A 23,042-nucleotide genomic window follows, 5' to 3' on the forward strand; every position below is an offset into this window, starting at 1 on the left:
TGGTGCCCAGAGGCGGATTCGAACCACCGACACGCGGATTTTCAGTCCGCTGCTCTACCAACTGAGCTATCTGGGCCTGTGCCGGCTAACGGGATCGCCTGCCGGGTTTCACGAAGGCACCAGGCGGCGCCCCTTGAAAGCGCGTGGGTTATAGCACGGGTATCTTGGCTGTCCAGAGCAATTCCAGGAAAAGTGCGCAGCGGTTTTCCGCCCGGGAATTGCGCAAAAACAAGCGCAATTCCAGGAAAAGTGTGCAGCGGTTTTCCGCCCCGGAATTGCTGAAAAAACAAGTGCAATTCCCGGAAAAATGCGCAGGCTCTTTCCTGCTCCTGAGTTGCGTGAAAACAAGCACTTAGCTTAGGCGTCGGCTTTGTCGGGAAAGAAAAATCACTGGATTGAGCGGCAGCCGCCGCTCAATCCTCGTCCTTGGGCGAGGGACTTGGCTTGGGCGCGTCGTCCTCTTCCTCTTCCCCGTCACGGCCGGGGATGACATAGGCGCCTTTCAGCCAGCGATTGAGGTCGATGTCCTTGCAGCGCGCCGAGYAGAACGGATAATGCTCGCGCGCCGACGGTTTGCCGCATTCGGGGCAGGGCCGCTTCGGCCTCAGCGGCGTGACCTTGTCGCCCGAACTCATGTGTGGACGATGCTCATGGCCGCGCGACGTGCCAGTTCTTGTGCGCCTTGAAGCCTTCGCCGGAAAGCAGCGCCACGCTCTCGTAGAGCGGCAGGCCGACCACATTGGTATAGGAGCCGACCAGCTTGACGACGAAGGAGCCGGCCAGGCCCTGTACCGCATAGCCGCCGGCCTTGCCGCRCCATTCGCCCRAGGCGACATAGGCGTCGAWCTCCTCGCGCGGCAGCCGCTTGAAGCGAACCCTGGTCTCCACCAGCCGCTGGCGCAGCTTGCCGCCGGGCGTGATCAGGCAGATGCCGGAATAGACCCGGTGCGAGCGGCCGGAAAGCAGGCCGAGGCAGTTGATGGCGTCGTCGATCGTCTCGGCCTTGGGCAGGATGCGCCGCCCCACCGCCACCACCGTGTCGGCGGCGAGGATGAAGGCGGGCGCATAGTCTTCCTCGCTTTTCAGCGAGGCCAGCGCCTTCTCGGCCTTGTCCTTGCAAAGACGCTTGGCCAGCGAGCGCGGATGCTCGGCGCGCAGCGGCGTCTCATCGACATCGGCGGGCAGAATACGGTCCGGCTCGATGCCGGCCTGCTGCAAGAGTTCGATGCGGCGCGGCGAACCYGAGGCAAGCACGAGCTTCTGCAGGGTGCTCATCGCGCTTGACGCCGATTTGCTATTTGAAACGGTAGGTGATGCGGCCCTTGGTCAGGTCGTAAGGCGTCATCTCGACCAGGACCTTGTCGCCGGTCAGCACGCGGATGCGGTTCTTGCGCATGCGGCCGGCCGTATGGGCGATGATCTCGTGCTCGTTTTCGAGCTTCACCCTGAACATCGCATTGGGCAACAGTTCCGTRACCACGCCCGGAAATTCGAGGACTTCTTCCTTCGGCATTCGATACCTTTGCTTGGATTGCGCTCCGGCGCCTAGAGCATGATGCCGAAGCGGTTTTCGGACGACATCATGCTCTACTCTTGATCTGGAGTCGGATGATTTCGGGTCGAACAGACCCGAAATCATCCGACTCCAGCCGGAATTTGCGGCGGAACCTATATGATAATCGCCCGCTTGTGAACATGCTTAATCGGCCGGGTTTTTTGCTTCAGGAAGCAAGAAACGCCGGCTTATGCGCGCTTTCAGCCGCTCGCGCACATCGCGGTAGGCGGCCATGATGTGCTCGCGCGTCCCGCCTGTGTCGGTCGGGTCGGGCATCGGCCAGTATTCGACCTCGACGGCGAGCGAGCGGGTGAGCTCGAGCGCCGCATGGTGCGCCTCCGGCGCCAGCGTCACGATCAGGTCGAAATAATCGTCCTCCATATCCTCCAGCGTCCTGGGTTGGCGCTCGCCAAGCGAAAGGCCTTCTTCGGCGAGCACCGCATCGACGAACGGGTCGCGCTCGCCGGCGCGCACGCCGGCCGAGGCGACGAAGGTGGTGGCGGGCAGCATGCGGCGCGCCAATTGTTCGGCGATCGGCGAGCGCACGGCATTCATGCCGCACAAAAACAGGATCGAATGGGGCAGGGCGGCCACTAGAGCATGATCCCGAAAAGTGGGAACCGGTTTTCGGAAAAGATCATGCTCCAACAAAGAGTTAGATCAGGATGGCGATTCAACGAAACGTCATCCTGATCTAGCCCCGCCAGTGCAGCACGCAGACCAGCGTGAACAGCCGTCGCGCCGTGTCGAAGTCGATCTCGATCTTGCCGGCGAGCCGGTCCATCAGGGTTTGCGAGCCCTCATTGTGCAGGCCGCGCCTGCCCATGTCGATCGCCTCGATATGGCTCGGCGTCGAGGAGCGGATGGCCTCGTAATAGCTTTCGCAGATCAGGTAATAGTCCTTGACGATGCGCCTCAGCGGCGTCAGCGACAGGATGTGGGTGACCACCTCGGCGCCGTTCTCGCGGCTGACGGCGAAGACCAGGCGGGACTCGGCCAGCGAAAGCTTGAGCCTGTAAGGGCCCGCGCCGTCGTCGTTGACCGGCCGGAAACTGTTCTCCTCGATGAGGTCGAAGATCGCCACGGCCCGCTCGTGCTCGACGTCGGGCGTCGAACGTCCGATCGATTCGTCGAGCTCGACGTCGATCAGCCTGTCGCGGGTTTGGTTGTGGCCGGACATCGCTACATGTTCAACCTGATCGCGACGGAGCGGGCATGCGCGTCGAGCCCTTCGGCCTTGGCGAGCGCGATCGCGGCGGGCGCCAGCGCCTTGAGCTGCTCCGGCCCGAGCTTCAGGATCGAGCTGCGCTTGACGAAATCGAGCACCGATAGCCCGGAGGAAAAGCGCGCCGAGCGTGCCGTCGGCAGAACGTGGTTGGAGCCGCCGACAYAGTCGCCGATGACTTCGGGCGTGTGTCGGCCGATGAACACGGCGCCCGCGTTGCGCATCCTGTCAAGGAATGCCTCGGCATCGTCGAAGGCAAGCTCGACATGCTCGGCCGCGATCCTGTCGACCAGCGGCAGCGAGGCCTCGATCGTCGGCACCAGGATGACCGCGCCGAAATCGCGCCAACTGGCGGYCGCCGTCTCGCCGCGCGGCAGAACCTTGAGCTGGCGTTCGACCGCCTGCTCGACGGCCCTGCCGAAGTCTGCATCGTCGGTGATCAGGATCGACTGCGCCGAGACGTCATGCTCGGCCTGCGCCAAAAGGTCGGCGGCGATCCAGTCCGGATCGTTGTCGGCATCGGCCACCACCAGCACTTCCGACGGGCCGGCGATCATGTCGATGCCGACCGTGCCGAACACCTGGCGCTTGGCCGCCGCGACATAGGCATTGCCCGGCCCGACGATCTTGGCGACCGGCCTGATTGTCTCGGTGCCATAGGCAAGCGCCGCAACGGCCTGCGCGCCGCCGACGCGGTAGATTTCCGAAACGCCGGCAAGGTCGGCGGCCACCAGCACCAGCGGATTGATGACGCCGCCCGAGGCCGGCACGACGATGACGATGCGCTCGACGCCGGCGACCCTGGCCGGCACGGCGTTCATCAGCACCGAGCTCGGATAGCTCGCCGTGCCGCCCGGCACGTAAAGGCCGACGGCTTCGATCGCCGTCCAGCGCGAGCCGAGCTCGACGCCGGCGGCATCCGTGTAGCGGTCGTCCTTCGGCTTCTGCCGCTCATGATGCGAACGGATACGGTCGCGCGCGAATTTGAGCGCCTCGACGGTCGCCGGATCGGCCGTTTCATAGGCCTTGGCGATGTCGTTCTTCGACACGGCGATGCCGAGCGCGCCGACATCGGCCTTGTCGAACTTCAGCGTGTAGTCGATCAGCGCCTTGTCGCCTTCGGCGCGCACGCGGGCGACGATATCGCGCACCACGGCCTCGACATCGGCCGAAACCTCGCGCTTGGTGGTGAGGAAGGCCGAAAAGCGCTGCTCGAAATCGGCGTCCTGCTGACGGAGTGTGATGGCCATTGCGTTTAGCCTCTGTGCACGGGGCGCGAGGAGGCTTCCCAGGAGCCGCCGACATCGGCAAGCCGCGCCTCGACGCATTCGACGTCGAGCATGATGGTGCCGCCGCCCGAAAACACCAATTCGACGATGCCGGCCGGCTTGCTGATGGCGATGAAGCTGACCGCCAGCAGCGACAGCACCTCGGCCGGCTTGTCGCGAGGGATGCCGCTGGTCTTGGCGCCGAGCACGCGGTCGAAATGCAGAACGCTCTGCCGCCGTTCATTGTGCTGACGGAACAGACCGGATTTCGCCTCCCAGACGAAACGGTTCATGGTCAGCACGAAGCGCTTGGCCGCCGGCAGATATTCGAGGTCGGAGACCTTCATCACGGCGTCCTGGACATGCGCCGAGACGATGCTCAGATCCTGTTCGTCGAGCGCGATGAGCTTGAGAGCTGCCATGCGGAATGCGCACCTGAAGGTTGGTTTCAGCCTCTGTTATGCGGTCTTTCCGGTCCGTGCAACCTCGGCACGGACACAGCAGAAGGCAATCACGTCAGGTCCGCGCTGCCCCTCATCGCCCTGCCGGGCACTTCTCCCCGTATAGTGACGGGGAGAAGGAGCGATTTCGCCAATTGCAAATGGTGCAGGAAGGGGCCAAGTCTGCGGTCACGGCCTTCTCTCCGTTTACCGGGGGAAGGTGCCCGAAGGGTGGATGAGGGGGCTGYGCCGACCTGAGCCTGGGCTCCAGCAGGGGAAGACCRCTCTTATTCGCAAGGCTTGCCTTGCGGTCACTCAGCCCGAAATGCGCTCGATCACCGCGCCGCAGCCGGAGAGCTTCTCCTCCAGCCGCTCGAAGCCGCGGTCGAGATGGTAGACGCGGTTGACCGTGGTCTCGCCCTCGGCCGCAAGGCCGGCGATGACAAGCGACACCGAGGCGCGCAGGTCGGTCGCCATCACGGGAGCGCCCTTGAGCTTGGCGACGCCGTCGACGATCGCCGTCTGGCCGGAAAGCGTGATGTGGGCGCCGAGTCGGGCGAGTTCCTGAACGTGCATGAAGCGGTTCTCGAAGATCGTCTCGGTGATGCGCGATTTGCCCTTGGCCATCGTCATCAGGCCCATGAACTGCGCTTGCAGGTCGGTGGGGAAGGCGGGAAAGGGGGCGGTGGTCACGTCGACCGGCGCAATGCCGGYGCCGTTGCGCTTGACGCGGATGCCCTCATTGGTCGGCGTGATCTCGGCGCCGGTCTCGACGAGAACGTCGAGCGCCGTCTGCAACAGGTCGGGCCGCGCGCCTTCCAGCATCACGTCGCCGCCTGTCATCGCCACCGCCATGGCATAGGTGCCGGTCTCGATGCGGTCCGGAATGACGCGCACGCGAGCGCCAGAAAGCGCCTCGACGCCCTGGATGGTGATGGTCGAGGTGCCGGCGCCGTGGATCTTGGCGCCCATGGCGATCAGGCACTCGGCGAGATTGACGATTTCCGGCTCGCGCGCGGCATTTTCCAGCACCGTCTCGCCCTTGGCGAGCGAGGCCGCCATCATCAGCACGTGGGTGGCGCCGACCGACACTTTCGGAAACACGTAGCGATTGCCGTGGAGGCGGCCGTTCCGGGTCTTGGCCACGACATAGCCGTTGTCGACGTCGAGCTCGGCGTCCAGTGCCTGCAGACCTTCGAGGAACAGATCGACCGGGCGCGTGCCGATGGCGCAGCCGCCGGGCAGCGACACCTTGGCCTCGCCCATGCGGGCAAGCAGCGGGCCGATCACCCAGAAAGAGGCGCGCATCTTCGACACCAGCTCGTAAGGCGCGGTGGTGTCGACGATGTTGCGGGCCGAAAAATTGATCGTGCGCGAATAGCCTTTCTGTTGGCTCTCGCGCCGTCCGTTGACGGAATAATCGACGCCGTGATTGCCGAGGATGCGGATCAACTGCTCGACATCGGCCAGATGCGRCACGTTTTCGAGCGTCAGCGTGTCGTCGGTGAGCAGCGAGGCGATCATCAGCGGCAATGCCGCGTTCTTGGCGCCCGAGATCGGAATGGTACCGGCCAGCTCGTTGCCGCCGACAATTCTGATGCGATCCATAAGAAAATGTCCCCTCGGCCCGAACAGGCCGCTTCAATCGGTTGAGTATGCCCGGCTTAGACCATTGGCCGGCTTGGTTCAAGAAATAGGATTTTCCTAAAACCGGACCGACTATGGCCGGGCAGTATGGCTGATTTGGTCAGTCCTTGTGCATTTTTCCAGCAGCCGGCAAGCCTTCCGACCGCTGATCGGCATCGCCCGCGCGCCGCGACCGCGTCTGCGCCTTGCGCTTCTGCAGATTGGCGCGCAGCGCCTCGGCCAGCCGTTCCTTGCGCGCGGCTTCGTCCTTTTTCGGTGGATTTGTCTTCTCGCCCATCGTCCAATCCCCGACCGGTGATCAGCCGGCTGCGATTCCGCAATGGGTAGCATTTTGGCCTGGCGATGTCATGAAAGAGCCGGCCGGGCGGGTTTGAAGCATGTCTCCCGAAAGTGGGAACCGGTTTCGGGATAAAGACATGCGTAAAATCAAAAACCTAAAGCGCATGGAGCGAATCTGAAAGATCTCGACGCGCTTTCGGGCTGTGGATCAGCCGCGCATGCCGCTTCGAGCCGCATAATTGCTGGCAAGAATAGCGTGCGACGCTTTGGGTTTTTCTTGGCCTTGCGCTTACCGGTTCGATATGGCAGAAGCGCCGCCATCGCAGGCTGCGGTAGCTCAGTGGTAGAGCACTCCCTTGGTAAGGGAGAGGTCGAGAGTTCAATCCTCTCTCGCAGCACCAGCTTTCCCAACGCGATCTCAGCCGCGCCCCACCCGATGCACTTTGAGGACGCAGGGTGGGTCTACCGCCATCCTTCCCAGGCCCTATGAAACCGACGCCTGCGCAATACATGGTGGTGTTTCCGATAGGCCAGCCTGACGAGAAGGAAAGCGGTATTGCCCCTGCGCCTGCCGATGACCCGCCATTTGAAATCCCCCGACCTGTTCGGCGCGATCGACCGTGTGCCGGCGCTGGGCGCGCCGGCTGGCGGACGCACCTTTGAGGTCTTCAATCCATCGACCGGCGAGCTGTTGGCGGAACTTCCCGACATGGGCGTCCAGGAGACGCGCGCGGCGATCGACAAGGCCTATGCCGCCCAGGCCGAATGGGYGGCGCTGACCGCTCGGGAGCGCAGCGAAATGCYGTGGCAGTGGCACCAGCTGATCGTCACCCATACCGACGACCTTRCCGCAATTCTCACCGCCGAGATGGGCAAGCCGCTTGCCGAAGCCAGATCGGAAGTCTCGCATGCGGCCRCTTATCTGCAATGGTACGCCGAAGAGGCCAATCGTATCTATGGCGAGACGATTTCTGCACCCTCGACGGACCGTCGCATGCTGGTGATCAAGCAGCCCATCGGCGTCGTCGGCACGATCACGCCGTGGAATTTTCCCGCATCGATGGTGGCGCGCAAGATCTCGCCGGCGCTGGCGGCGGGCTGCGCGATCGTGCTGAAGCCTGCCGAGCAGACGCCGCTGGTCGCAGGCGCCATGTTCGCGCTCGCCRCCGAGGCCGGTTTTCCTGACGGTGTGGTGAACCTTGTCTAYGCCTCCGAGGGCGCCGCCGTGGGACGTGAGCTCTGCCACAATCCCAAGGTGCGCAAGATCAGTTTTACCGGATCGACCGAAGTCGGGCGCCTGCTCATGCGCCAGTGCTCGGACCAGATCAAGAAGGTCAGCCTAGAGCTGGGCGGCAATGCGCCTTTCATCGTCTTCGACGACGCCGACATCGACGCTGCCGTGGACGGGGCGATCCAGGCGAAGTTCCGCAATGCCGGTCAGACTTGCGTTTCCGCCAACCGTCTCTACGTGCAGTCGGGCGTTCATGACGAGTTCGTCGATAAATTCGTCGAACGGGTTCGCCAGCTTCGGGTCGGTGACGGTTTCGATCCGGGCGTCGCCATCGGCCCGCTGATCGACGGCCACGCCTTGGCCAAGATCGAATCCCACATCGCCGATGCCGTGGGAAAAGGCGGCGCGATCCGCTGCGGCGGAGGTAGGATTGGCGCGGGCGGCACTTTTTTCCAACCGACGGTCCTTACCGATATCTCCAGCGCCATGGCGGTGGCGCAGGAGGAGACATTCGGGCCATTGGCCCCCGTCATCCGCTTCGAGGATGCGGATCAGGTCGTGCGTGAGGCCAACGACACGATCTACGGGCTCGCTGCCTATTTTTATGCCTCCAACCTGAAGCGGGTCTGGCGTGTGGCGGAGGCCCTGGAATATGGCATGGTGGGTATCAACACCGGACGCATGTCCTCGGAGGCCGCGCCTTTCGGCGGGGTCAAGCAGTCAGGCATCGGGCGGGAGGGGTCCCGGCACGGCCTCGAGGACTACCTCGAGATGAAGTATCTCTGCATGGGCGGTATCTGAGGCATAAACGGCCAGGCCTGCTTTTGAAGAACGATGCGCCGCGGCGTTGTCGCTCGCGCAGGTCATTGGGTCCCGTTCGCCGGCTCAGTTGGTGACATGCGACAGCCGAAGACCGGATTCATCCAGGGCTTCGGCCATGCCTTCCTCCGCGAAACGGAACATGTCCTCGAAATCCAGCTCACGCTCGAAGATTACGCCGCCGACTTTGATCGCAAGCACGTCCTTGTCGCCTTTCGGCGCGAAATAGATCTCGCCGACCGTGCCGCGAATGCGCTCGCCGATGTCCTTGGCGTCCCCTTCGCTCGCGCCCGGCAGGAAGACGCCGAACATCGAGGTTCCGAGCCGTCCGATCAGATCGTCCTTGCGCACTGCCGATCGGATGGCCGATGCGATCAGCCGCAAGGCTTCGTCGCCCCATTCGAGGCCGAAACGCAGGTTGATCGATGCCAGATGTTCCGGATGGATGACCAGAAAGGCGCCCGAGCGCGGACCGGCCGGTCTCTGYGCCCTCCTGTCGACCATCGAGGTGAACACCTTGCCGTTCAGGCAGCCGGTCAACTGGTCATAGGTGCCGGATCTGGTGAGTTCCTGCCGGTAGCGGCGGATCTCGCTCTGCTGCCAGCCGATGAGGGCAAACAGCGGCAGACCGATGACGATCGGCACGACGATTGCCGTAACGGCCCCGCGGCCGAATGGCGTCAGGCTGTCGCTGAAAWGCAGCAGGTAGTTCAGCGCGAGCGAAAGGCCGACGCAGGCGGCGGTGCCAAGYACGGCCAGCAAGACGAGCTGCTTCCACGTTTGAGCCGGCGCGGTCGGTGTTTTCGTGGTCAAGGGCCAATCTCCTGTTCGACGCATCGGCTTACAGGAGGTCCGTTACGATTTCGGTGTCAGGGAAGCGTACAATTTGATGCAAGTCGGCATCTTCTCCAAGGCAAGCGCTGGATCCGGCACACAGGCTGCCGTTGGACCGGTCCAGTTTTTAGATGTGCTGAACTGTCCAGACCATTCTGCTTTCACGCAGGTTCGAGACGGAACAGCCCCGCCGACTTTCCCGCGGCTGCGCTATTGCGGTGGGCCGAAAATGCCCATCCGGGCGTTTCTCGCCACCGCTTCCGCCTTGCCGTAAATGCCGGCGGGAGCGGCCATCGCCCAGCCGTTGGAAACCAGCCAGGCGCCGACATCCTGCTTGCCGAGGGCGCAGGGCGCGGCGATGGCGAAACGGTCGGCATCCGGCGGCAGCAGGCATTTGAGCGCTCGGCCGCGCAGCCAGGCGTTGAAGGCGGCCCGCGCCCGCTGGCCGCAGGGCCAGGCGGTGTTGTCGAACGTGCAGGTCCTGTCGGGGTCTATGTCGACCGTGCCGCTGATGGCGACCGTGCGTCCCATGGCTTCGAAGACCGCCGCGGAGGTCGCGACCGGGCGGAAGAGCAGCGTCTCACGCCAATCCTGCGGCATCGGCGTCTTCGGCGCCGTTGCAAGCCCGAGTTCGCCGAGCGGAGGGCGCGGCTCGATGCGCTCGATCCCGGATGGGTCGAGCGGCGGCGGCGCGATGAGGCCCTCGGCGATCTTGCGCGCCGGCTGGCCTGGTCGCCTGTCATGCATCGGGGTAGGCGAGGCCGGCTCCGGGTCGCCGGCGCCCTGGGCCGGCGCGATCGAAGGCGGGTCGGGCGGCAGCCGGCGCCCGCCCTCGGCGATCAGCACCATGCCTGCGAGCAGCCCGAGGCTGCCGAGCGCGAACGCCAGCAGCGGGCGGCCGGGCGGGTTCGCCTGGCTCACGCGGCACTCCGCGGCATCGGACCGGCTGTCGATGATGCTGTCCGAKCCCAACCCGTTAGCTCCCGCCGACACGGCGCCACCCCCGACCGTTGAACCGGATCATACATTAGACACGAGCGACATTCCTTGAAAAGCAAGGCGTTGCGTTAAGTGTCGCGCAACCAATGAGGCCTAGAATCGGCCATCGGATGTCGAGGGGATGACATGATGCGCAAGCCGATATTGCTTTTTGCCTTTCCTGCCCTGATGCTGCTTCTGCTGGCGGCGGAGCGGATGGCGGCGCTGCTTCTCGGCTTCTATCCGGCGAGCCCCGCCGTGTGGCATGCCTGGCTCGAACTGCGCCCGTTCTCGACCATGTTCTGGCAGCAGGCGCATGTCTATTTCGGTGGATCGATGGCGCTCGATGCGGCCATTGTCGTCTTCGCGGCAGGCGCCTGCTGGATGATTTGCCAGGCAAAAAGGTCCGCTGGCTTCTTCCTGGCCAATCACGCCGCGCTGATCTTTGCCGGCAAGATGATGGCGCTGAGCAGCAGTGCGGAAACGGCGAGCACCATTGCCGCCTTCACCATACCGAACGGCTTGCACTTCTCGCTCATGCTCGACTTCAGCTTGAAGAACTGCCTGGTGCTGTGCCTCGGCCTCGCCGCCTGCGCCTATTGYCACGTGGCGTTCCTGCGCGAGGCGAGACAGCGCGCCGAAGCCCGCTCGGTCCGTATGCTTTCGCTGCAGCGCGACCTGTAACCGTCCGGCCTAAAGCATGTTTCCCGAAAGTGGGAACCGGCTTCGGGATGAAGACATGCGTAAGATCAAAAACCTAAAGCGCGTGGAGCGAATCTGAAAGATCGCGACGCGCTTCAGGCGGCGGCCGGCGCGATCAGTTGATCTTCTTGTAATAGACCTTGCCGTCGGGCTGCTGAATGCGCTGGTAGGACGGATTGGGGCCGGGAGGCGCGACCTTGCGCTTGAACGAAGGTTGCGCGGCGGCGGGATCGGCGCCGCTTTCATCGGCTGCGGACGCATCCGCCACGGTGGCGGTGTCGAGCATGGCCGGCTCCGTCGCGCCGGGCGCCGGTTCGCCGGCGGYGACGGGCTGGCCTTGCTCCAGCTTGGCGATATTGCCGTTGATCTGGCCGAAATTCGCCTGCAGCTGGCGGTCCAGCGTCTCGAACCGGCTCTGGAAACCATTGTTGACGGTGTCGATGCGGGCGCCGATGCGTTGCTCGAACTGGCCGAGCTGTTCCAGCCGCGCCTCCATCGTCTTGAGGTCGTTGACACCGCGATAGAGATAGACCGCGGCCGTCACGTTGAYGGCGGTGACAAGCGCGGCACCCACCGCGATGACGCCGATCATCCTGGCTCGGCTGGGCTTTCCCGGAACGGCTTCCCGGTGACCGAGTTCGATTGCCGGAACGTCCGGCTCGCTGATCATCGTCATTCAACCACCACCTTTGCGCCCACCGCGACGCGCTTGAAGAGATCGATAACATCGGTGTTCGTCAGCCGGAAGCATCCGGACGTGCCGTCGAAACCGACGCCCTTGGGATCGTTGGTGCCATGGATGCGATAGAGCGTGTCGCGCCCGTCGCGCGAAAGATAAAGCGCCCTGGCGCCGAGCGGATTGTAAGGACCGGCCGGCACCATCGCCGRCAGTTCCGGCTGGCGCGCGCGCATCTCCTTGGGCGGACGCCATTCAGGCCATTCGGTCTTCGAGGCGATTTTGACCGTTCCGGTCCAGCCGAAGYCGTCGCGGCCGACGCTGATCTGGTAGCGCAGCGCCTTGCCCTGGCCCGTCACCAGATAGAGCGCCTTCTCGTTTTTGCGGATGACGATGGTGCCGGGTTGCTCGTTGGTTTGGAAGGCGACCGCCTTGCGCAGGCTTGGGCCCATCGCGGGCAGGGGGGGCAGGCTCGACCCGGCCATCGCCAAATCGCAGGCAGACACCAGCGTCAACCCGGCGAGCCAGGCGCCGGCGAGATGCATCGCGGCGAAGCGCCTAGCGCTGGGCATTGTCCAGCCGCTCCTTGAACATGCGTTTCAGGTCCTTGTTGAAGCGCGCGCGCCCGTCCACCTCGGAAGGCAGGATGGCGCGGTTCAGCGCGTCGGCAAGAAGCGCGTTGTCCAGCGCCAGCGACTTGATGTGCGGCGCCTTGAAGATCTTCTCCAGCTCGCTGCGCGAGAAGTGGTTGCCGAACCATTTGCGCTTGTGCTTGTTGGCGACCAGCGTGATGCTGACCTTGTTGCCGCGCAATTCGCGGATCTTCTTGTAGAGCCGCTTGCCTTGCCTCAGCGAGGCGACGTTGAGCTCGAAGACGATGAAGATCTCGTCGCTCGTCCTGAGCACCGAATCGTGCCACGGCGTCTCGATGTTGGGCAGGTCGATGACGATGTCGTCGAAGCGGTAGGCGACGAGGTCGAGCAGCCGGAAGACGAAGTCGGAACCCTGCGGCTCGAACGGCAGTTGCGGCCGCTCGAAGGAATAGAGCGTGAGGCCCGACGGCCGCGACAGTTTGATGACGTCCATGAGCTCGACATCGAGCCGGTCCGGCTGGCCGATGATGCCGGAGAGGTCGAACTGGTTGAACTGGTTGAGATAGGCGCCGCAATTGGCGCTCTGGAAGTCGAGGTCGACGAGGCAGGTCGCGGCCGCCCGCTCGGCCGATTTCGAGGCGAGGTGCTCGGCCGCCGAGATCGCCAGCGTGGTGGCGCCGGCGCCCCCGCTCGCGGCGATGAAGGTGATGATGCGGCTCTTGGTGCCCTGGTTGCCGGTGTCGTGGAAGGTGACGGCGTTGAGCAGCTCCTTGGCGTCGAGCGGCTTGTGCAGCCAGTCGGACGCGTTCATGYGCACCAGCACGCGCGTCTGCTCGGAGGTGAGCTCGTCGGAGATCGCGATCAGCGGCACCGAGGCCCAGGCCGCGCGCGCCTCGACGATTCCCGGATTGGCGAGCAGCTCGCCATTGCCGAGATCGAGGATGATGATGCCCGGCCGGCTGTCGGCGGGCGGCCCCTTCAGGAACTCCGCCGCGTCCGAGACCTTGACGTCATAGATCGCCAGCGCGTCGAGCCGCGTGGTGACGTCGCGCTTGAAATTCGCATCGCCGGAAAACAGCGCCACTTGCTTTCGCTTGGTCGGCAGAACTCTGGTGTCGATGGCGTTCATGGTGCCCACGTGCTTTTCAAGTCTTCGCCCGTGACCGTGCTCAGCATGGAGGGCATGGTGATTGTATCGCCGGACCACCTCAGAAGCGCATCCACAAAAAAGAACTGGAAAGGATGGTTCACGATGCTTACGGTGATCGTCGGCACGGCGCCGCCTGGGCGAGTCCAATAACCAAGCCCAGAAGCTTGGTATTGAATTCTGACTTCGGATTTCGCGAGGGTTGGTAGGAACTTCTGCATTCCGGGGCGCGTGCTGCTGCCGCTGTATATAAAGTTGAAGGCCGTCTGGCTCGCGGTGAGATTCTGGCAGGTGGCACCCGCTCCACAGGTGCAGGACACGGTTCCAGCGGCATTTGCGGTGCAGATGTAATTGTATGTGTTGGCCGGCACGGCGACGCCGACTTTGGTCAGATCGCTCTGCGTCAGAGTCTCGAGGGAAAGCCCGCTCGCAATCGGCGTCGAAACCTGCGCCAGCCTGGCGCCCACCTGGACTGCCTTGCTCCCGCCGTTCCATTGGTAGAAAGCATAGCCGAAATCGATGAAGCCGAGCAGAAGGGTCAGCAGCAGCGGCATGGCAATGGYCATTTCGACCATTGTCGCTCCCGCCTGATTGCTCCAGAACCCCTTGCGCGCTTTTACCATCCGAAGACGCGCTCCTGATGGGATACCGACAGGGTTAGGGCACCGAACCCAAGGTACGGCCATAATCCCAGATCAATGTACGAATAATCGGTGCTGGCTGTTACAACGTCGACCGTGCTCTTGTTGCTTAGATAGAGCTGAGTGTTCGTGGTGGTGTCTACCGCCAACGTGGAGGCCTTATCGATGTGAACATCCGTCGCGACCCATCCGGTTACGCGAGCGGTCGTACCATCGATCGCGCCGTTCGCTGCAAGCTTCTGTGCCAAAACCTTGCAATTGTCCCAGGTGTCGCTGCAGCGCGCCATGTAGCGGGCCGCATCCTCAACTCCGGCTTCGAGCAGCAGGCGCGTGTTCAGGATGTTGGATACTTCGAAGACACCCGCGGATAACAGCAGCACCAAAGGCAGGACGAGCVCCACCTCGACCAGGGCCGTGCCCTTTTCGTCGCTTCGGAATTTCTTGGTGATTTGGTTGATCATCGGATCACCGGTAAAGCTGCGCCTCGTTGCGGAGGGCTTTGTCCAGTGTGCCGTTTCCTAGTGGGCCGTCCACGTCGACAATTTCAAGGCTGATTGGCATTTCGGCACCGGTGCCGTCGGGGTCGTCGTTCGGGTTCACTTTGGAGATCGGGGTGTTCAGAAAAACGCTCGCGTATCCATCCGGCTTCAACTGGGTGTGCCCGTTTATCTGGCTGGCGTTGGCCAGGCAGTCGACGATGGCAATATTAAGCAGCCTCCGATCGGGATCCACCGTTGGCGTGTCCCCGCCGAAACAGAACGGTGTCCCCTTCTCATTTGTTGGGCCCTGGGATTTATCACCCACCAGATTGTTGGCAATCTCGTACTTGTAAATATCATAACGCGATGCCGGGATAGTCTTGCGCCCCAGCGGATCACTGGTTGGCACGACATTCGGATATGACTTCTTATGATTAGCGTTCCAGTATGCGCTCCAGAACGTCTGTGAGGAAATGGGATCAGATTTTCCGTTGGCGTAGTTGCTCCCGGGTGGAAGGGGCAATGCTGTTCCGTCAGTAACCGGATCGTACTTGTTGCAGGTGTTGCTTTTCTGTCCTTTGCGAACGTTAGTTGCCGGCCTGTAGTTCCAATCCTTTTGCTGCYTGTTGAGAGAGCCGCTGTAGAGGTCGAAGCGAACGTTAAGACCTGAATCGACCTGGCCTAAAGTGACACCCGTTTTGGTGGTGATAGCATCACGATTGTAGCAAGTGCCTGCGGTGCCAATCGCAAAGGCGTCGCGAAGAGATTGCAAATTGTTGTCCAGGAGGCCGAAATTGCCCGGGCCAGGGTTGTTGTCGACCTTCAGGATACGAAATTCCCGGCTGTAAGTATCGCCCGACGCGAACGCCTGCTGGATTGTCTTGCTGCTCGCAGGTGTCGAAGATTCGAATGGGTTGCACATGAACATCGGTACAGTCTCACAGATGGACTGTTCAAAGCCCGCCACCGCCTGCGGCTGGATGTCCAAGGTGTCGGTGCTGCCGATAAAGCTGGCGGGAAAAATCGTCGCGAAAGCGCCGGCGCCATCGGTCGTGGCCGACTGCTTTATCGTTACTTCCGCGAATGAGACAGCCTTCGGGTCCGTGCTGGCCCAGGTCACGTTGTTGGAATCGACGCCAGCGGCACTGAGACCGATGTCGTCGCTGGCTGGTATCCCCGTTAAATAWGTCACGGTTATATCGGACGTGACGAGTTCGTGGTCGCCCGATGTCGAAAACAACGTCTTATTGGTGAGGAGGTTGTCAATGGCCCGATTGGCCCTGGTAATGCTGTCCGATCTGCCGTCCAGTTCCGCGGCAGCAGCCAGCGCGAGCGCATCGACGCCTTTTTGCAAATCATTGTGAAGGCCGTTGAGCCGGCTCATGTCGACGGCCAGCACGGAAAAGCCGATAAGCACCGGCAGCATGATGGCAACGAGAATCATCGCTACGCCGCGCTGATCGCGCCAGAATGAACGTATGGTCCCCAACATGACCCGAACCCTTTGTTCTTCCTTGCGCCGGCTCCTCGTTGCCGGGCCTTCTCGCCGTATCCTTTGGTTAGTTCGCTGGCGTATTCGTTGCTCCTGAAGTTCCCATGCTCACGGTCGCCGTCGGCGCGGCCGCGCCCGGCGGCATCTTGTATTTCTGAACGACGCCGACGGACCGCGCACCATCGCCCTCGATCTTCGTGTTGTTCGAAGAAGGGTTGTACGGATCGACCGTCTGCAGCAGCTGATTGGTCCTCTGCGAGTCGCCCGAAGCCAGYGTCATCGTGTCGTAATTGTTCAGATAGTCGGCGGCGCAGCCCGCGAGCAGGCTGGTGCCGAGAAGGATGAGCAGGAGCTTACTTTTTGACATAGAGCAGCTTGTCCTTCGATTTCACATCCAGCATGTGTCCATAGGGGCCGGTGACGCCGTCGCCATGCTCGTACATGCGGATCATGTCCTTGTTGACCTCGAGCTGCCCGAGCAGGATGAGCTCTGGGTCGTTGGCCGGCCTCGTCTTGTCGAAAGGCGTCGCCAACTGCTCGCCGGGCTTCACCGGCCGCACCAGATGCGGCGTCACGATGACCACCAGCTCGGTCTCTTCCTTCGCCGTGCTGGAATTCTTGAACAGCGCGCCGACGATCGGCACCTGGCCAAGCCATGGCACCTGGTTTTGCTGTATGGTGTTCTTGCTGGAAAGCAGGCCGCCGACCGCGAAGCTCTGGCCATCGCGCAGGTCGACGACGGTTGCCAGCTTGCGATTGGTGAAGATCGGATCCCCGGCACTGGTGAAGCCGGTCAGGTCGCTCACTTCCGGCGCCAGCTTGATGTGGATCTTGCCGTCGTCTAGCACCACCGGCGTGAAGTTCAAATTGACGCCGAACTGCTTGAAGACGATCTCGACCTCGCCTTGCGCATTCACGCTGCGCACCGGCACTTCACCGCCGGCATTGAAGCTGGCCGTCWCGCCGGAAACCGTGGTGAGGTTCGGTTCGGCCAGCGTGCGCACGACGCCTTTTGCCTMGAGCGCCTCGATGATCAGGTCGACCTTGATGTTGTTGTCGATGATACGTGTGATGAGCGCCGCGAACGGGTTGGTATTGGAGAGAAGACCACTGACCAGATCACCCGCGCCCAGCTCGGCTCCGTCTTTGTCCACGGTGCCAATACCTGTTCCGACCCGGGTAGTGCCTCTGCTATTCGTGCTCTTGAAGGACACACCAAGATCGCGGCCGGCATTGCGCTTGGCCTCCAGGATACGCACCGACAGATTGACCTGCTCGCTGTCGTCGATCGTCACGGCGTTGATGATGGCGTCCGGCCCATATTGCTGAGTGACTTCCACAATGGATGCCAGCGTCGCTGCGTCCTTGACATGGCCGCTCAAGCGTACCTTACCGTTGATGGAACCGATCTCGATCCTGGCCTTCGGCGCCACCTGGCGAATGGCCACCGCCATGTCGCTGACATCCTGGCCGACCTCGATCTGGATGGCGCCGAGCGAGCGCTTGTCCTCGGAAAACAGATTGACGGTGGTGGTGCCGACCGTCTTGCCGATGATGTAGAGCGTCTTGTCGGTCATCGGCTGCGCGTCGGCGATCTTCTCGTCGCCGACGACGATGTCGCCCAAAGTGGCATTCACCTGGATCGTGGCGGATTGCGAAACCGGCACGAACACGCGATGCAGCGACGGACGCGATACGTCGATGAACCGGTCAGYCGCCCTGGCTGGATGGCCAAGCATCGCCGGTGCGACCAAGAAGGATAGYGCAACCGCCGCTATCCTCATCCAAGACCCCTGCATTCCCCGTCTCCCCGCTTGCTGCCAATGGCAGCCCCGCCGCGCCGACCTCGTCAGTCTTGTCGCGGCACCTCGTAGGTTTCCAGCTTGACGCCCCGGAACACCCCGACCGTCGCCTGCTTCGGCGGTTCCGGCTGCACGTATTTGATCACTTCCTTCACGGGCTGAGYCTGGGGTGCGGCGGCCATGACGGTGGCCGGCTTTGTCTTGCTCATCTGGTCGATCTGGCTGCCGACCCGTTCCACCGCCTTGGCCAGCCCGTCGATCTTCTCGTCGGCCTGCTTGCGCGCGGCTTCCTCGGCGGCCTGCCTGTTTAACTCGGCCTGGCGTTTGGCGACATCCTCCGGCGTATCGCCGGTAAGGTCTGCCAGTGTGACTCTCTCATTCACCTCACCCTTGCTGCCGGCAGCTTGCCGCAAAGCTAGGGACAACTGTCCGGCACCCGCGGCCAAAGTGAGCTTCTGCGCATCTTTCGTGCTTACCTCGACAGTCACCGCCTTGACGACGGTTGGATTGTCCTTGGTCGCATCTGCGACCTGGTCGACGGCAAGCACCTTGACGCTCTGCAGCAATACATCGACGAAACTCTTGTCGGCGCCTTCGTTGTCGCGAATCGTGCGGCTTAGCAGCACATCGACACGGTCGCCYGGGAAGACGAAGCCGGCTACGCCGAGCACGTCATTGACCCTGATGGAAACGGCCTTCATGCCCTCGTCGAGCACGGCCGAAAGCGTGGCGCGYTGCCCCGCGCCGGTGATCTTGTTTGCCAGTACTGGTTCGTTGACGCTTATCGTCTGCAAGGCTTGGCGCGCGCCATTGCCGGCCACAGCATCTTTTACTGTCTTGAWTGCTCCCGCCGGGACAGCGCCTGCYGGCCACGCGATTTCGCGCAGTTTGTCGGCGCTCAGCGTATCACCGAATTTCAATGGCGTTGCCGCCACGACAATGGTGCTAGCCTGGATCCCATTCGATTGAGCCAAGGCGCTGCGCTGATTGGCCAGCCATATGTTGGCAAGCACAACGGCCAGCACGCCGAAAATACCAGCGAGGATGATCATTATTACCGTGTTGGCCCTCATTTCCCGCCCCGTCTCGCCCCCGCGGGCGAAGTCAAATACTGAACTCAGGGAATTCTGGGCCGGATCAGCGATCCGGCCCAGACGATTAGTTATGGGGTCGGATCGCAGGCGCCGGTGCCAGTGCCGGCTGCATCGAGGCCCTTGCCATTGAGGTTGTTGCAGAGGCCCGTGAACTGGTTGCTGACCCAGCCCCCGATTGCGATGATCGCCAGGATCGATGCAGCGGCAATGATGYCGACCAGGATTGAATATTCGACCATAGCAGCGCCGTTTTCATCGGTGCGGAACTGCCGGGCCATCGTCATGAGCTTCTTCATGCCAATTTCTCCCTTTGGAGGTTGAACCCGACGAGACAGAGCCAAGGATGAACCCCATACCCAAGCATCCCCCGTCAGCTTCAATCCTAGGTCCCGCGAAAAAGCCGAGTCAAACGGATTAACAGTCCTTTAACCGTTCAATACTCGAACCGAAGCTTTTTCATTTTCCACAACAGCTTGATTCGCTTCGTTTTTCAAGCGATCTTAACCATTCATTCACAATTCGGCCACGCCTGCGGCCTGCGATCGCCACATTAGAAATACGACATATCCCTTTATATTGGGGTAGTTAGCGGATACGTTGTTTGGAGGCTGCCGAACGTCTTAGGACTTTAGTCGGTCGGGCCTCAACAAGTGAAAAATAAAACGATTTATCAAATCTCGATTTCTTAWCTATGTCGCAAGTAATACCTTCAGTGTGTCCTCCAAGCCGCTTGTGCCCCTCGTGGTTAACGCTTAGTTTCGACCTGGGGAACATATAAGGGGGTAAGCGGCATGTTGGGTCGCTTCATTAAAGGGCCGAACGAACAGAAGACGCCGCTGACGCCGGTCGTCGCCGCAGCGCCGAATGGAGTGGCCACGGCTCCCGCGGCGGAAGCGGAGCCGCAGGGCGACGATTTCCTGACACTAAAGGTCGAGCTRCATCGCCATCTCATTGACCGGTTCAACCTGACGGCGCTGGAAAATTCATCGAAGGACGAAATCCTGAACGAGATCCGGCCGATCGTGCGTGAGTTCGTGYGCAGCCGCAGCGTGCCCTTGAATTCCCGCGAGCTCGATCAGCTGACCAGCGACACCGCAGATGAGATGTTGGGCCTTGGTCCGATCGAACCGCTGCTCAAGGACGACTCAATCACCGACATCATGATCAACACGCATGAACGCGTGTTCATCGAACGACGCGGTATCATCGAGGAAACGTCCATCCGTTTCCGCGACGAGGCGCATCTGCTGCGCATCATCAACAAGATCGTCTCGGCTATCGGCCGCCGCGTCGATGAATCCGCGCCGATGGCGGATGCGCGCCTGGAGGACGGCTCGCGCGTCAACATCGCCGTCCGTCCGGTCTCGGTCGACGGGCCTCTGGTCTCGATCCGCAAATTTTCGAAAAACCCTTATTCGCTGGAACGTTTGATGGCGTTCAACTCGATCCGCCAGCCGATGATCGACATGCTCAGGATCGCGGTGCAGGCGCGTAAGTCGATCCTGGTCTCGGGCGGCACCGGCAGTGGTAAAACCACGCTTCTAAACGCGCTGTCGAGTTACATCCCGTCAAAGGAACGCCTGGTCACCATCGAGGATGCGGCGGAACTGCAATTGCAGCAGCCGCATGTCGRCCGGCTGGAAACGCGCCCGCCCAATGTCGAAGGCAAGGGCGAGATCCGGCAGCGAGAGCTGGTGAAGAATGYGCTGCGCATGCGCCCCGACCGCATCATCGTCGGCGAAGTGCGCGGCGAGGAAGCCTTCGACATGCTGCAGGCCATGAACACCGGCCATGAAGGCTCGATGACCACTATTCATGCCAACACACCGCGCGACGCCATCTCGCGCCTGGAACAGATGGTCGRYATGGCCGGGTTGYCGATGACGCATGAATCGATCCGCGCGCAGATCGCCTCAGCCATCGATATCATCGTGCAGACGCAACGCCTCTCCGATGGCGGCCGGCGCGTCGTTTCCATCTCGGAAATCACCGGCATGGAAGGCAATATCGTGCAACTGCAGGAAATCTATCACTATGTCAGGCGCGATGTTGCCGCTGACGGCGCGATTATTGGCGATTTCCGCGCCACCGGCGTGCGTCCACGTTTTGCCACGGAGGCGGCGACGCTCGGCCTGCATTTCGCCAAGGATGCGTTCAACCCCCAGGTGGCGATGTGATGCTTACGGGACAAGCGCTACTCTATTTCATTTATGTCGTCGCGGCCGCCTCGGTCATCCTTGCCGGCGAGGCTCTCTATATTTCGCTGGCCAGTCGGCGCTCGCGACAGGTCGCGGTTAATCATCGGCTTCGCCGTCTCACCGACGATGCACCTGCGGAACAAGCTTTAAAAAGCCTGTTGCGCGAGCGCGGCCTCACAGATTCAGGAGATTTTCTTTTCGGCTTTGTCTGGTTGAACCGGCTCTACACGCAATCCGGCATCACCGGGAACCCGTTGACATTCGCCGCTTCGTTCCTGCTGGCGGGTATGGYGCTGTGCTTACTGCTCTGGTTCCTCGTGGATCTCGCCATGCCTGCGGCGCTTCTGGTCTTTCTGGTGGTAGGGATCGCGTTGCCGCTTTTTGTTCTGCGGCGAGCCCGCACGAGGAGAATTCTGAAGTTTGCAAGGCAATTGCCGGACGCCTTGGATATGATTGTCCGTTCGCTGCGCGCAGGCCACCCGGCTACCGTTGCCATAGGTCTCGTCGCGCGTGAAATGCCCGATCCGCTCGGAACGGAATTCGGCATCGTTGCCGACGAGATCACATTTGGGCTTAGCTTGGAGCAGGCGGTGCGTAAGCTAACGGAGAGGGTCGGGTTCGAGGGGCTCAATTTGCTCTCAGTGTCGCTTTCGATCCAGTCCAAGACCGGCGGCAACCTCACCGAAATACTCGCCAACCTTTCGTCCGTTCTGCGCGAACGGCAGAAATTGCGATTAAAGATAAGGGCGCTCTCTGCCGAGGGGCGCGTCTCCGCATGGATCATTTCGCTTTTCCCGGTAGTGATGTTTCTGATTCTGCAGCTCATAGCGCCGTCTTACTATGGAAAAGTGTGGGGAAACCCCGCGATATTGCCCGTGTTTCTCACCTTCGGATCGTGGGCATTGCTGGGTGACTTCATCATGTACCGCATGGTCACCTTCGATTTCTAGGAGCGAACCATCAACCTGCTTTCCAACGCCAACGACCTGACCCTGTTGGTCTCCATTGCCGTCTTCGTGGCGGCAGTGGCCCTGTTCCTGTTTGCCGCGCTGGTATTCCTGCCGGCAATGCAGACGCGCAGGCTGGCCGACACCCTGGTGGCAGATACCAATGACCCTCGCTCCATCCTGGGGCAGGATGCGCGCGCCAGGATTGCGGCGCAGAAGCCGGTGGACGCCTACTTCAAGACGCTGGAGAAAGAACGCAACGAGCCGAACGCGCTCGAAGCGAAACTCTTTCGCGCCGGATTCTATCACGCGAGCGCGCCGATTATTTATACGCTGATCAGGCTTGTCGGAGTGGGCGTCGGCTTTTTGGTCGCCTATGCCGTGCTTTCGCGCGTACTGCCGGCTCATCTGCCTGCTTTTACGGCTATTGCCGGCGCGGCTTTGTTCGGCTTGGCCTGCATCGTTATCCCAAGCATCATGCTCGATCGCTTCGAGAATGGCCAAAAGCAGATCTACCGTCGCTCCTTTCCGGACTTTATGGACATGATGATCACCTGCGCCGACGCCGGCATGAGCCTCGAGGCGGCCGTGGAGCGCGTCAGTCAGGAACTGGCTGGCACCCATAAATGGCTGGGCATCCAGCTTTCGATCATGAATTTGCAGTTGCGCGCCGGCAAGCCGCTGCGCGAGGYACTGCGCGAGATGGCCGATCGCATCGGTTTGGACGAGGCGAAAGCGCTGGCGGTGCTGTTTCGTCAGTCGGAGGAACTTGGCACCAGCCTGACGGAGGCCCTGYGTGTGTACAGCGCCGAAATGCGCAGCCAACGGATACTGCATGCGGAGGAGCGCGCCAACTCGTTGCCCGTCAAAATGATGATCCCTTTGGGACTCTGCATCTTCCCCGTCGTGCTGATGGTGATCATGCTGCCCGTCATCCTTCGCATGAAGGGCATTTTCTTCTGATCCGTCATATGATTATCTTCTAAACTTGAGTC

General features: G+C 61.9%; 26 protein-coding genes and 2 tRNA genes. 6 read left to right on the forward strand and 22 right to left on the reverse strand.

The window, feature by feature from the left end:
• The 10 genes from LCM4576_RS06775 to LCM4576_RS36765 all read right to left on the reverse strand — a co-directional run bounded on the left by LCM4576_RS06775 (window position 1) and on the right by LCM4576_RS36765 (window position 6,412).
• Window positions 1-76, reverse strand: a tRNA-Phe gene (locus LCM4576_RS06775).
• A gap of 337 nt (window positions 77-413) precedes the next feature.
• Window positions 414-635 carry a DNA gyrase inhibitor YacG gene (gene yacG, locus LCM4576_RS06780; RefSeq protein WP_071031207.1) on the reverse strand — a complete coding sequence of 74 codons (222 nt, stop codon included), beginning with the start codon at window positions 633-635 and terminating at the stop codon, window positions 414-416.
• 13 nt (window positions 636-648) lie between these two features.
• Window positions 649-1,275 (reverse strand): Maf-like protein, encoded by a 627-nt coding sequence (locus tag LCM4576_RS06785; RefSeq protein ID WP_071031209.1) that lies wholly within the window; start codon window positions 1,273-1,275, stop codon window positions 649-651.
• A gap of 19 nt (window positions 1,276-1,294) precedes the next feature.
• Complete coding sequence (infA, locus tag LCM4576_RS06790; RefSeq protein WP_006200926.1) at window positions 1,295-1,513, reverse strand: translation initiation factor IF-1; 219 nt, start codon at window positions 1,511-1,513, stop codon at window positions 1,295-1,297.
• 186 nt (window positions 1,514-1,699) lie between these two features.
• Entirely contained in the window at window positions 1,700-2,149 is a 450-nt protein-coding gene (locus LCM4576_RS06795; RefSeq protein ID WP_082048908.1) for a low molecular weight phosphatase family protein, read from the reverse strand.
• Window positions 2,150-2,249: 100 nt separating this feature from the next.
• Window positions 2,250-2,735 carry a UPF0262 family protein gene (locus LCM4576_RS06800; RefSeq protein ID WP_040989433.1) on the reverse strand — a complete coding sequence of 162 codons (486 nt, stop codon included), beginning with the start codon at window positions 2,733-2,735 and terminating at the stop codon, window positions 2,250-2,252.
• Window positions 2,736-2,737: 2 nt separating this feature from the next.
• The gene (gene hisD, locus LCM4576_RS06805; RefSeq protein WP_071031211.1) at window positions 2,738-4,030 is read right to left on the reverse strand and encodes a histidinol dehydrogenase; all 1,293 of its coding nucleotides are present in this window, start codon (window positions 4,028-4,030) and stop codon (window positions 2,738-2,740) included.
• 5 nt (window positions 4,031-4,035) lie between these two features.
• Window positions 4,036-4,470 (reverse strand): DUF2948 family protein, encoded by a 435-nt coding sequence (locus tag LCM4576_RS06810; protein WP_041008750.1) that lies wholly within the window; start codon window positions 4,468-4,470, stop codon window positions 4,036-4,038.
• 333 nt (window positions 4,471-4,803) lie between these two features.
• Window positions 4,804-6,096, reverse strand: a complete 1,293-nt coding sequence (gene murA, locus LCM4576_RS06815) for a UDP-N-acetylglucosamine 1-carboxyvinyltransferase (RefSeq protein WP_071031213.1) — start codon at window positions 6,094-6,096, stop codon at window positions 4,804-4,806.
• Window positions 6,097-6,235: 139 nt separating this feature from the next.
• A complete protein-coding gene (locus LCM4576_RS36765) occupies window positions 6,236-6,412 on the reverse strand; it encodes a hypothetical protein (RefSeq protein ID WP_198540215.1) in 177 nt (58 codons plus the stop codon).
• 328 nt (window positions 6,413-6,740) lie between these two features.
• On the opposite strand from LCM4576_RS36765, the gene LCM4576_RS06820 reads away from it, so the two are divergent.
• Both LCM4576_RS06820 and LCM4576_RS06825 read left to right on the forward strand, forming a co-directional pair.
• Window positions 6,741-6,815, forward strand: a tRNA-Thr gene (locus tag LCM4576_RS06820).
• A 173-nt stretch (window positions 6,816-6,988) separates the two neighbouring features.
• Complete coding sequence (locus LCM4576_RS06825; RefSeq protein WP_198540218.1) at window positions 6,989-8,446, forward strand: NAD-dependent succinate-semialdehyde dehydrogenase; 1,458 nt, start codon at window positions 6,989-6,991, stop codon at window positions 8,444-8,446.
• An 84-nt stretch (window positions 8,447-8,530) separates the two neighbouring features.
• Here LCM4576_RS06825 and LCM4576_RS06830 read toward each other — a convergent pair whose 3' ends face one another.
• Window positions 8,531-9,277: a GGDEF domain-containing protein gene (locus LCM4576_RS06830; protein ID WP_244510686.1), complete on the reverse strand. Its 747-nt coding sequence runs from the start codon at window positions 9,275-9,277 to the stop codon at window positions 8,531-8,533.
• Between the two features lie 231 nt (window positions 9,278-9,508).
• Entirely contained in the window at window positions 9,509-10,219 is a 711-nt protein-coding gene (locus LCM4576_RS06835; protein WP_071031257.1) for a thermonuclease family protein, read from the reverse strand.
• Between the two features lie 204 nt (window positions 10,220-10,423).
• Between LCM4576_RS06835 and LCM4576_RS06840 the strand changes: the two genes are divergently transcribed.
• Window positions 10,424-10,960, forward strand: a complete 537-nt coding sequence (locus LCM4576_RS06840; RefSeq protein ID WP_041010303.1) for a hypothetical protein — start codon at window positions 10,424-10,426, stop codon at window positions 10,958-10,960.
• A 133-nt stretch (window positions 10,961-11,093) separates the two neighbouring features.
• Here LCM4576_RS06840 and LCM4576_RS06845 read toward each other — a convergent pair whose 3' ends face one another.
• The 10 genes from LCM4576_RS06845 to LCM4576_RS06890 form a co-directional block, all read right to left on the reverse strand.
• Complete coding sequence (locus LCM4576_RS06845) at window positions 11,094-11,654, reverse strand: hypothetical protein (protein ID WP_071031218.1); 561 nt, start codon at window positions 11,652-11,654, stop codon at window positions 11,094-11,096.
• Window positions 11,651-12,226, reverse strand: coding sequence for a L,D-transpeptidase (locus tag LCM4576_RS06850; RefSeq protein WP_071031219.1), 576 nt, complete (start codon window positions 12,224-12,226; stop codon window positions 11,651-11,653). The genes LCM4576_RS06845 and LCM4576_RS06850 overlap by 4 nt, the downstream gene beginning before the upstream one ends.
• Entirely contained in the window at window positions 12,213-13,376 is a 1,164-nt protein-coding gene (locus LCM4576_RS06855) for an AAA family ATPase (protein ID WP_071031221.1), read from the reverse strand. Before LCM4576_RS06855 ends, LCM4576_RS06850 begins: the two co-directional genes overlap by 14 nt.
• The gene (locus tag LCM4576_RS06860; protein ID WP_071031223.1) at window positions 13,373-14,017 is read right to left on the reverse strand and encodes a TadE/TadG family type IV pilus assembly protein; all 645 of its coding nucleotides are present in this window, start codon (window positions 14,015-14,017) and stop codon (window positions 13,373-13,375) included. Before LCM4576_RS06860 ends, LCM4576_RS06855 begins: the two co-directional genes overlap by 4 nt.
• Entirely contained in the window at window positions 14,011-14,496 is a 486-nt protein-coding gene (locus LCM4576_RS06865) for a TadE/TadG family type IV pilus assembly protein (protein WP_071031225.1), read from the reverse strand. Before LCM4576_RS06865 ends, LCM4576_RS06860 begins: the two co-directional genes overlap by 7 nt.
• A 4-nt stretch (window positions 14,497-14,500) precedes the next feature.
• Window positions 14,501-16,006 carry a TadE/TadG family type IV pilus assembly protein gene (locus LCM4576_RS06870; RefSeq protein WP_071031227.1) on the reverse strand — a complete coding sequence of 502 codons (1,506 nt, stop codon included), beginning with the start codon at window positions 16,004-16,006 and terminating at the stop codon, window positions 14,501-14,503.
• Window positions 16,007-16,073: 67 nt separating this feature from the next.
• Window positions 16,074-16,373, reverse strand: coding sequence for a hypothetical protein (locus LCM4576_RS06875; RefSeq protein ID WP_071031229.1), 300 nt, complete (start codon window positions 16,371-16,373; stop codon window positions 16,074-16,076).
• Window positions 16,360-17,745: a type II and III secretion system protein family protein gene (locus LCM4576_RS06880; RefSeq protein WP_244510688.1), complete on the reverse strand. Its 1,386-nt coding sequence runs from the start codon at window positions 17,743-17,745 to the stop codon at window positions 16,360-16,362. Before LCM4576_RS06880 ends, LCM4576_RS06875 begins: the two co-directional genes overlap by 14 nt.
• Before the next feature lie 110 nt (window positions 17,746-17,855).
• The gene (gene cpaB / locus LCM4576_RS06885; RefSeq protein ID WP_244510690.1) at window positions 17,856-18,860 is read right to left on the reverse strand and encodes a Flp pilus assembly protein CpaB; all 1,005 of its coding nucleotides are present in this window, start codon (window positions 18,858-18,860) and stop codon (window positions 17,856-17,858) included.
• A 110-nt stretch (window positions 18,861-18,970) separates the two neighbouring features.
• Window positions 18,971-19,198, reverse strand: coding sequence for a Flp family type IVb pilin (locus LCM4576_RS06890; RefSeq protein ID WP_071031234.1), 228 nt, complete (start codon window positions 19,196-19,198; stop codon window positions 18,971-18,973).
• Between the two features lie 495 nt (window positions 19,199-19,693).
• On the opposite strand from LCM4576_RS06890, the gene LCM4576_RS06895 reads away from it, so the two are divergent.
• From LCM4576_RS06895 to LCM4576_RS06905, 3 genes are read left to right on the forward strand one after another with little or no spacing between them, the layout of a single operon-like run.
• Complete coding sequence (locus LCM4576_RS06895) at window positions 19,694-21,079, forward strand: CpaF family protein (protein WP_071031236.1); 1,386 nt, start codon at window positions 19,694-19,696, stop codon at window positions 21,077-21,079.
• Entirely contained in the window at window positions 21,079-22,050 is a 972-nt protein-coding gene (locus LCM4576_RS06900) for a type II secretion system F family protein (RefSeq protein ID WP_071031238.1), read from the forward strand. Before LCM4576_RS06895 ends, LCM4576_RS06900 begins: the two co-directional genes overlap by 1 nt.
• A gap of 15 nt (window positions 22,051-22,065) precedes the next feature.
• Window positions 22,066-23,010 carry a type II secretion system F family protein gene (locus LCM4576_RS06905; RefSeq protein ID WP_071031239.1) on the forward strand — a complete coding sequence of 315 codons (945 nt, stop codon included), beginning with the start codon at window positions 22,066-22,068 and terminating at the stop codon, window positions 23,008-23,010.
• Window positions 23,011-23,042 lie beyond the last annotated feature (32 nt).

This window comes from Mesorhizobium sp. LCM 4576 (assembly GCF_001854815.1).
GTDB classification, from domain to species: domain Bacteria; phylum Pseudomonadota; class Alphaproteobacteria; order Rhizobiales; family Rhizobiaceae; genus Mesorhizobium; species Mesorhizobium plurifarium.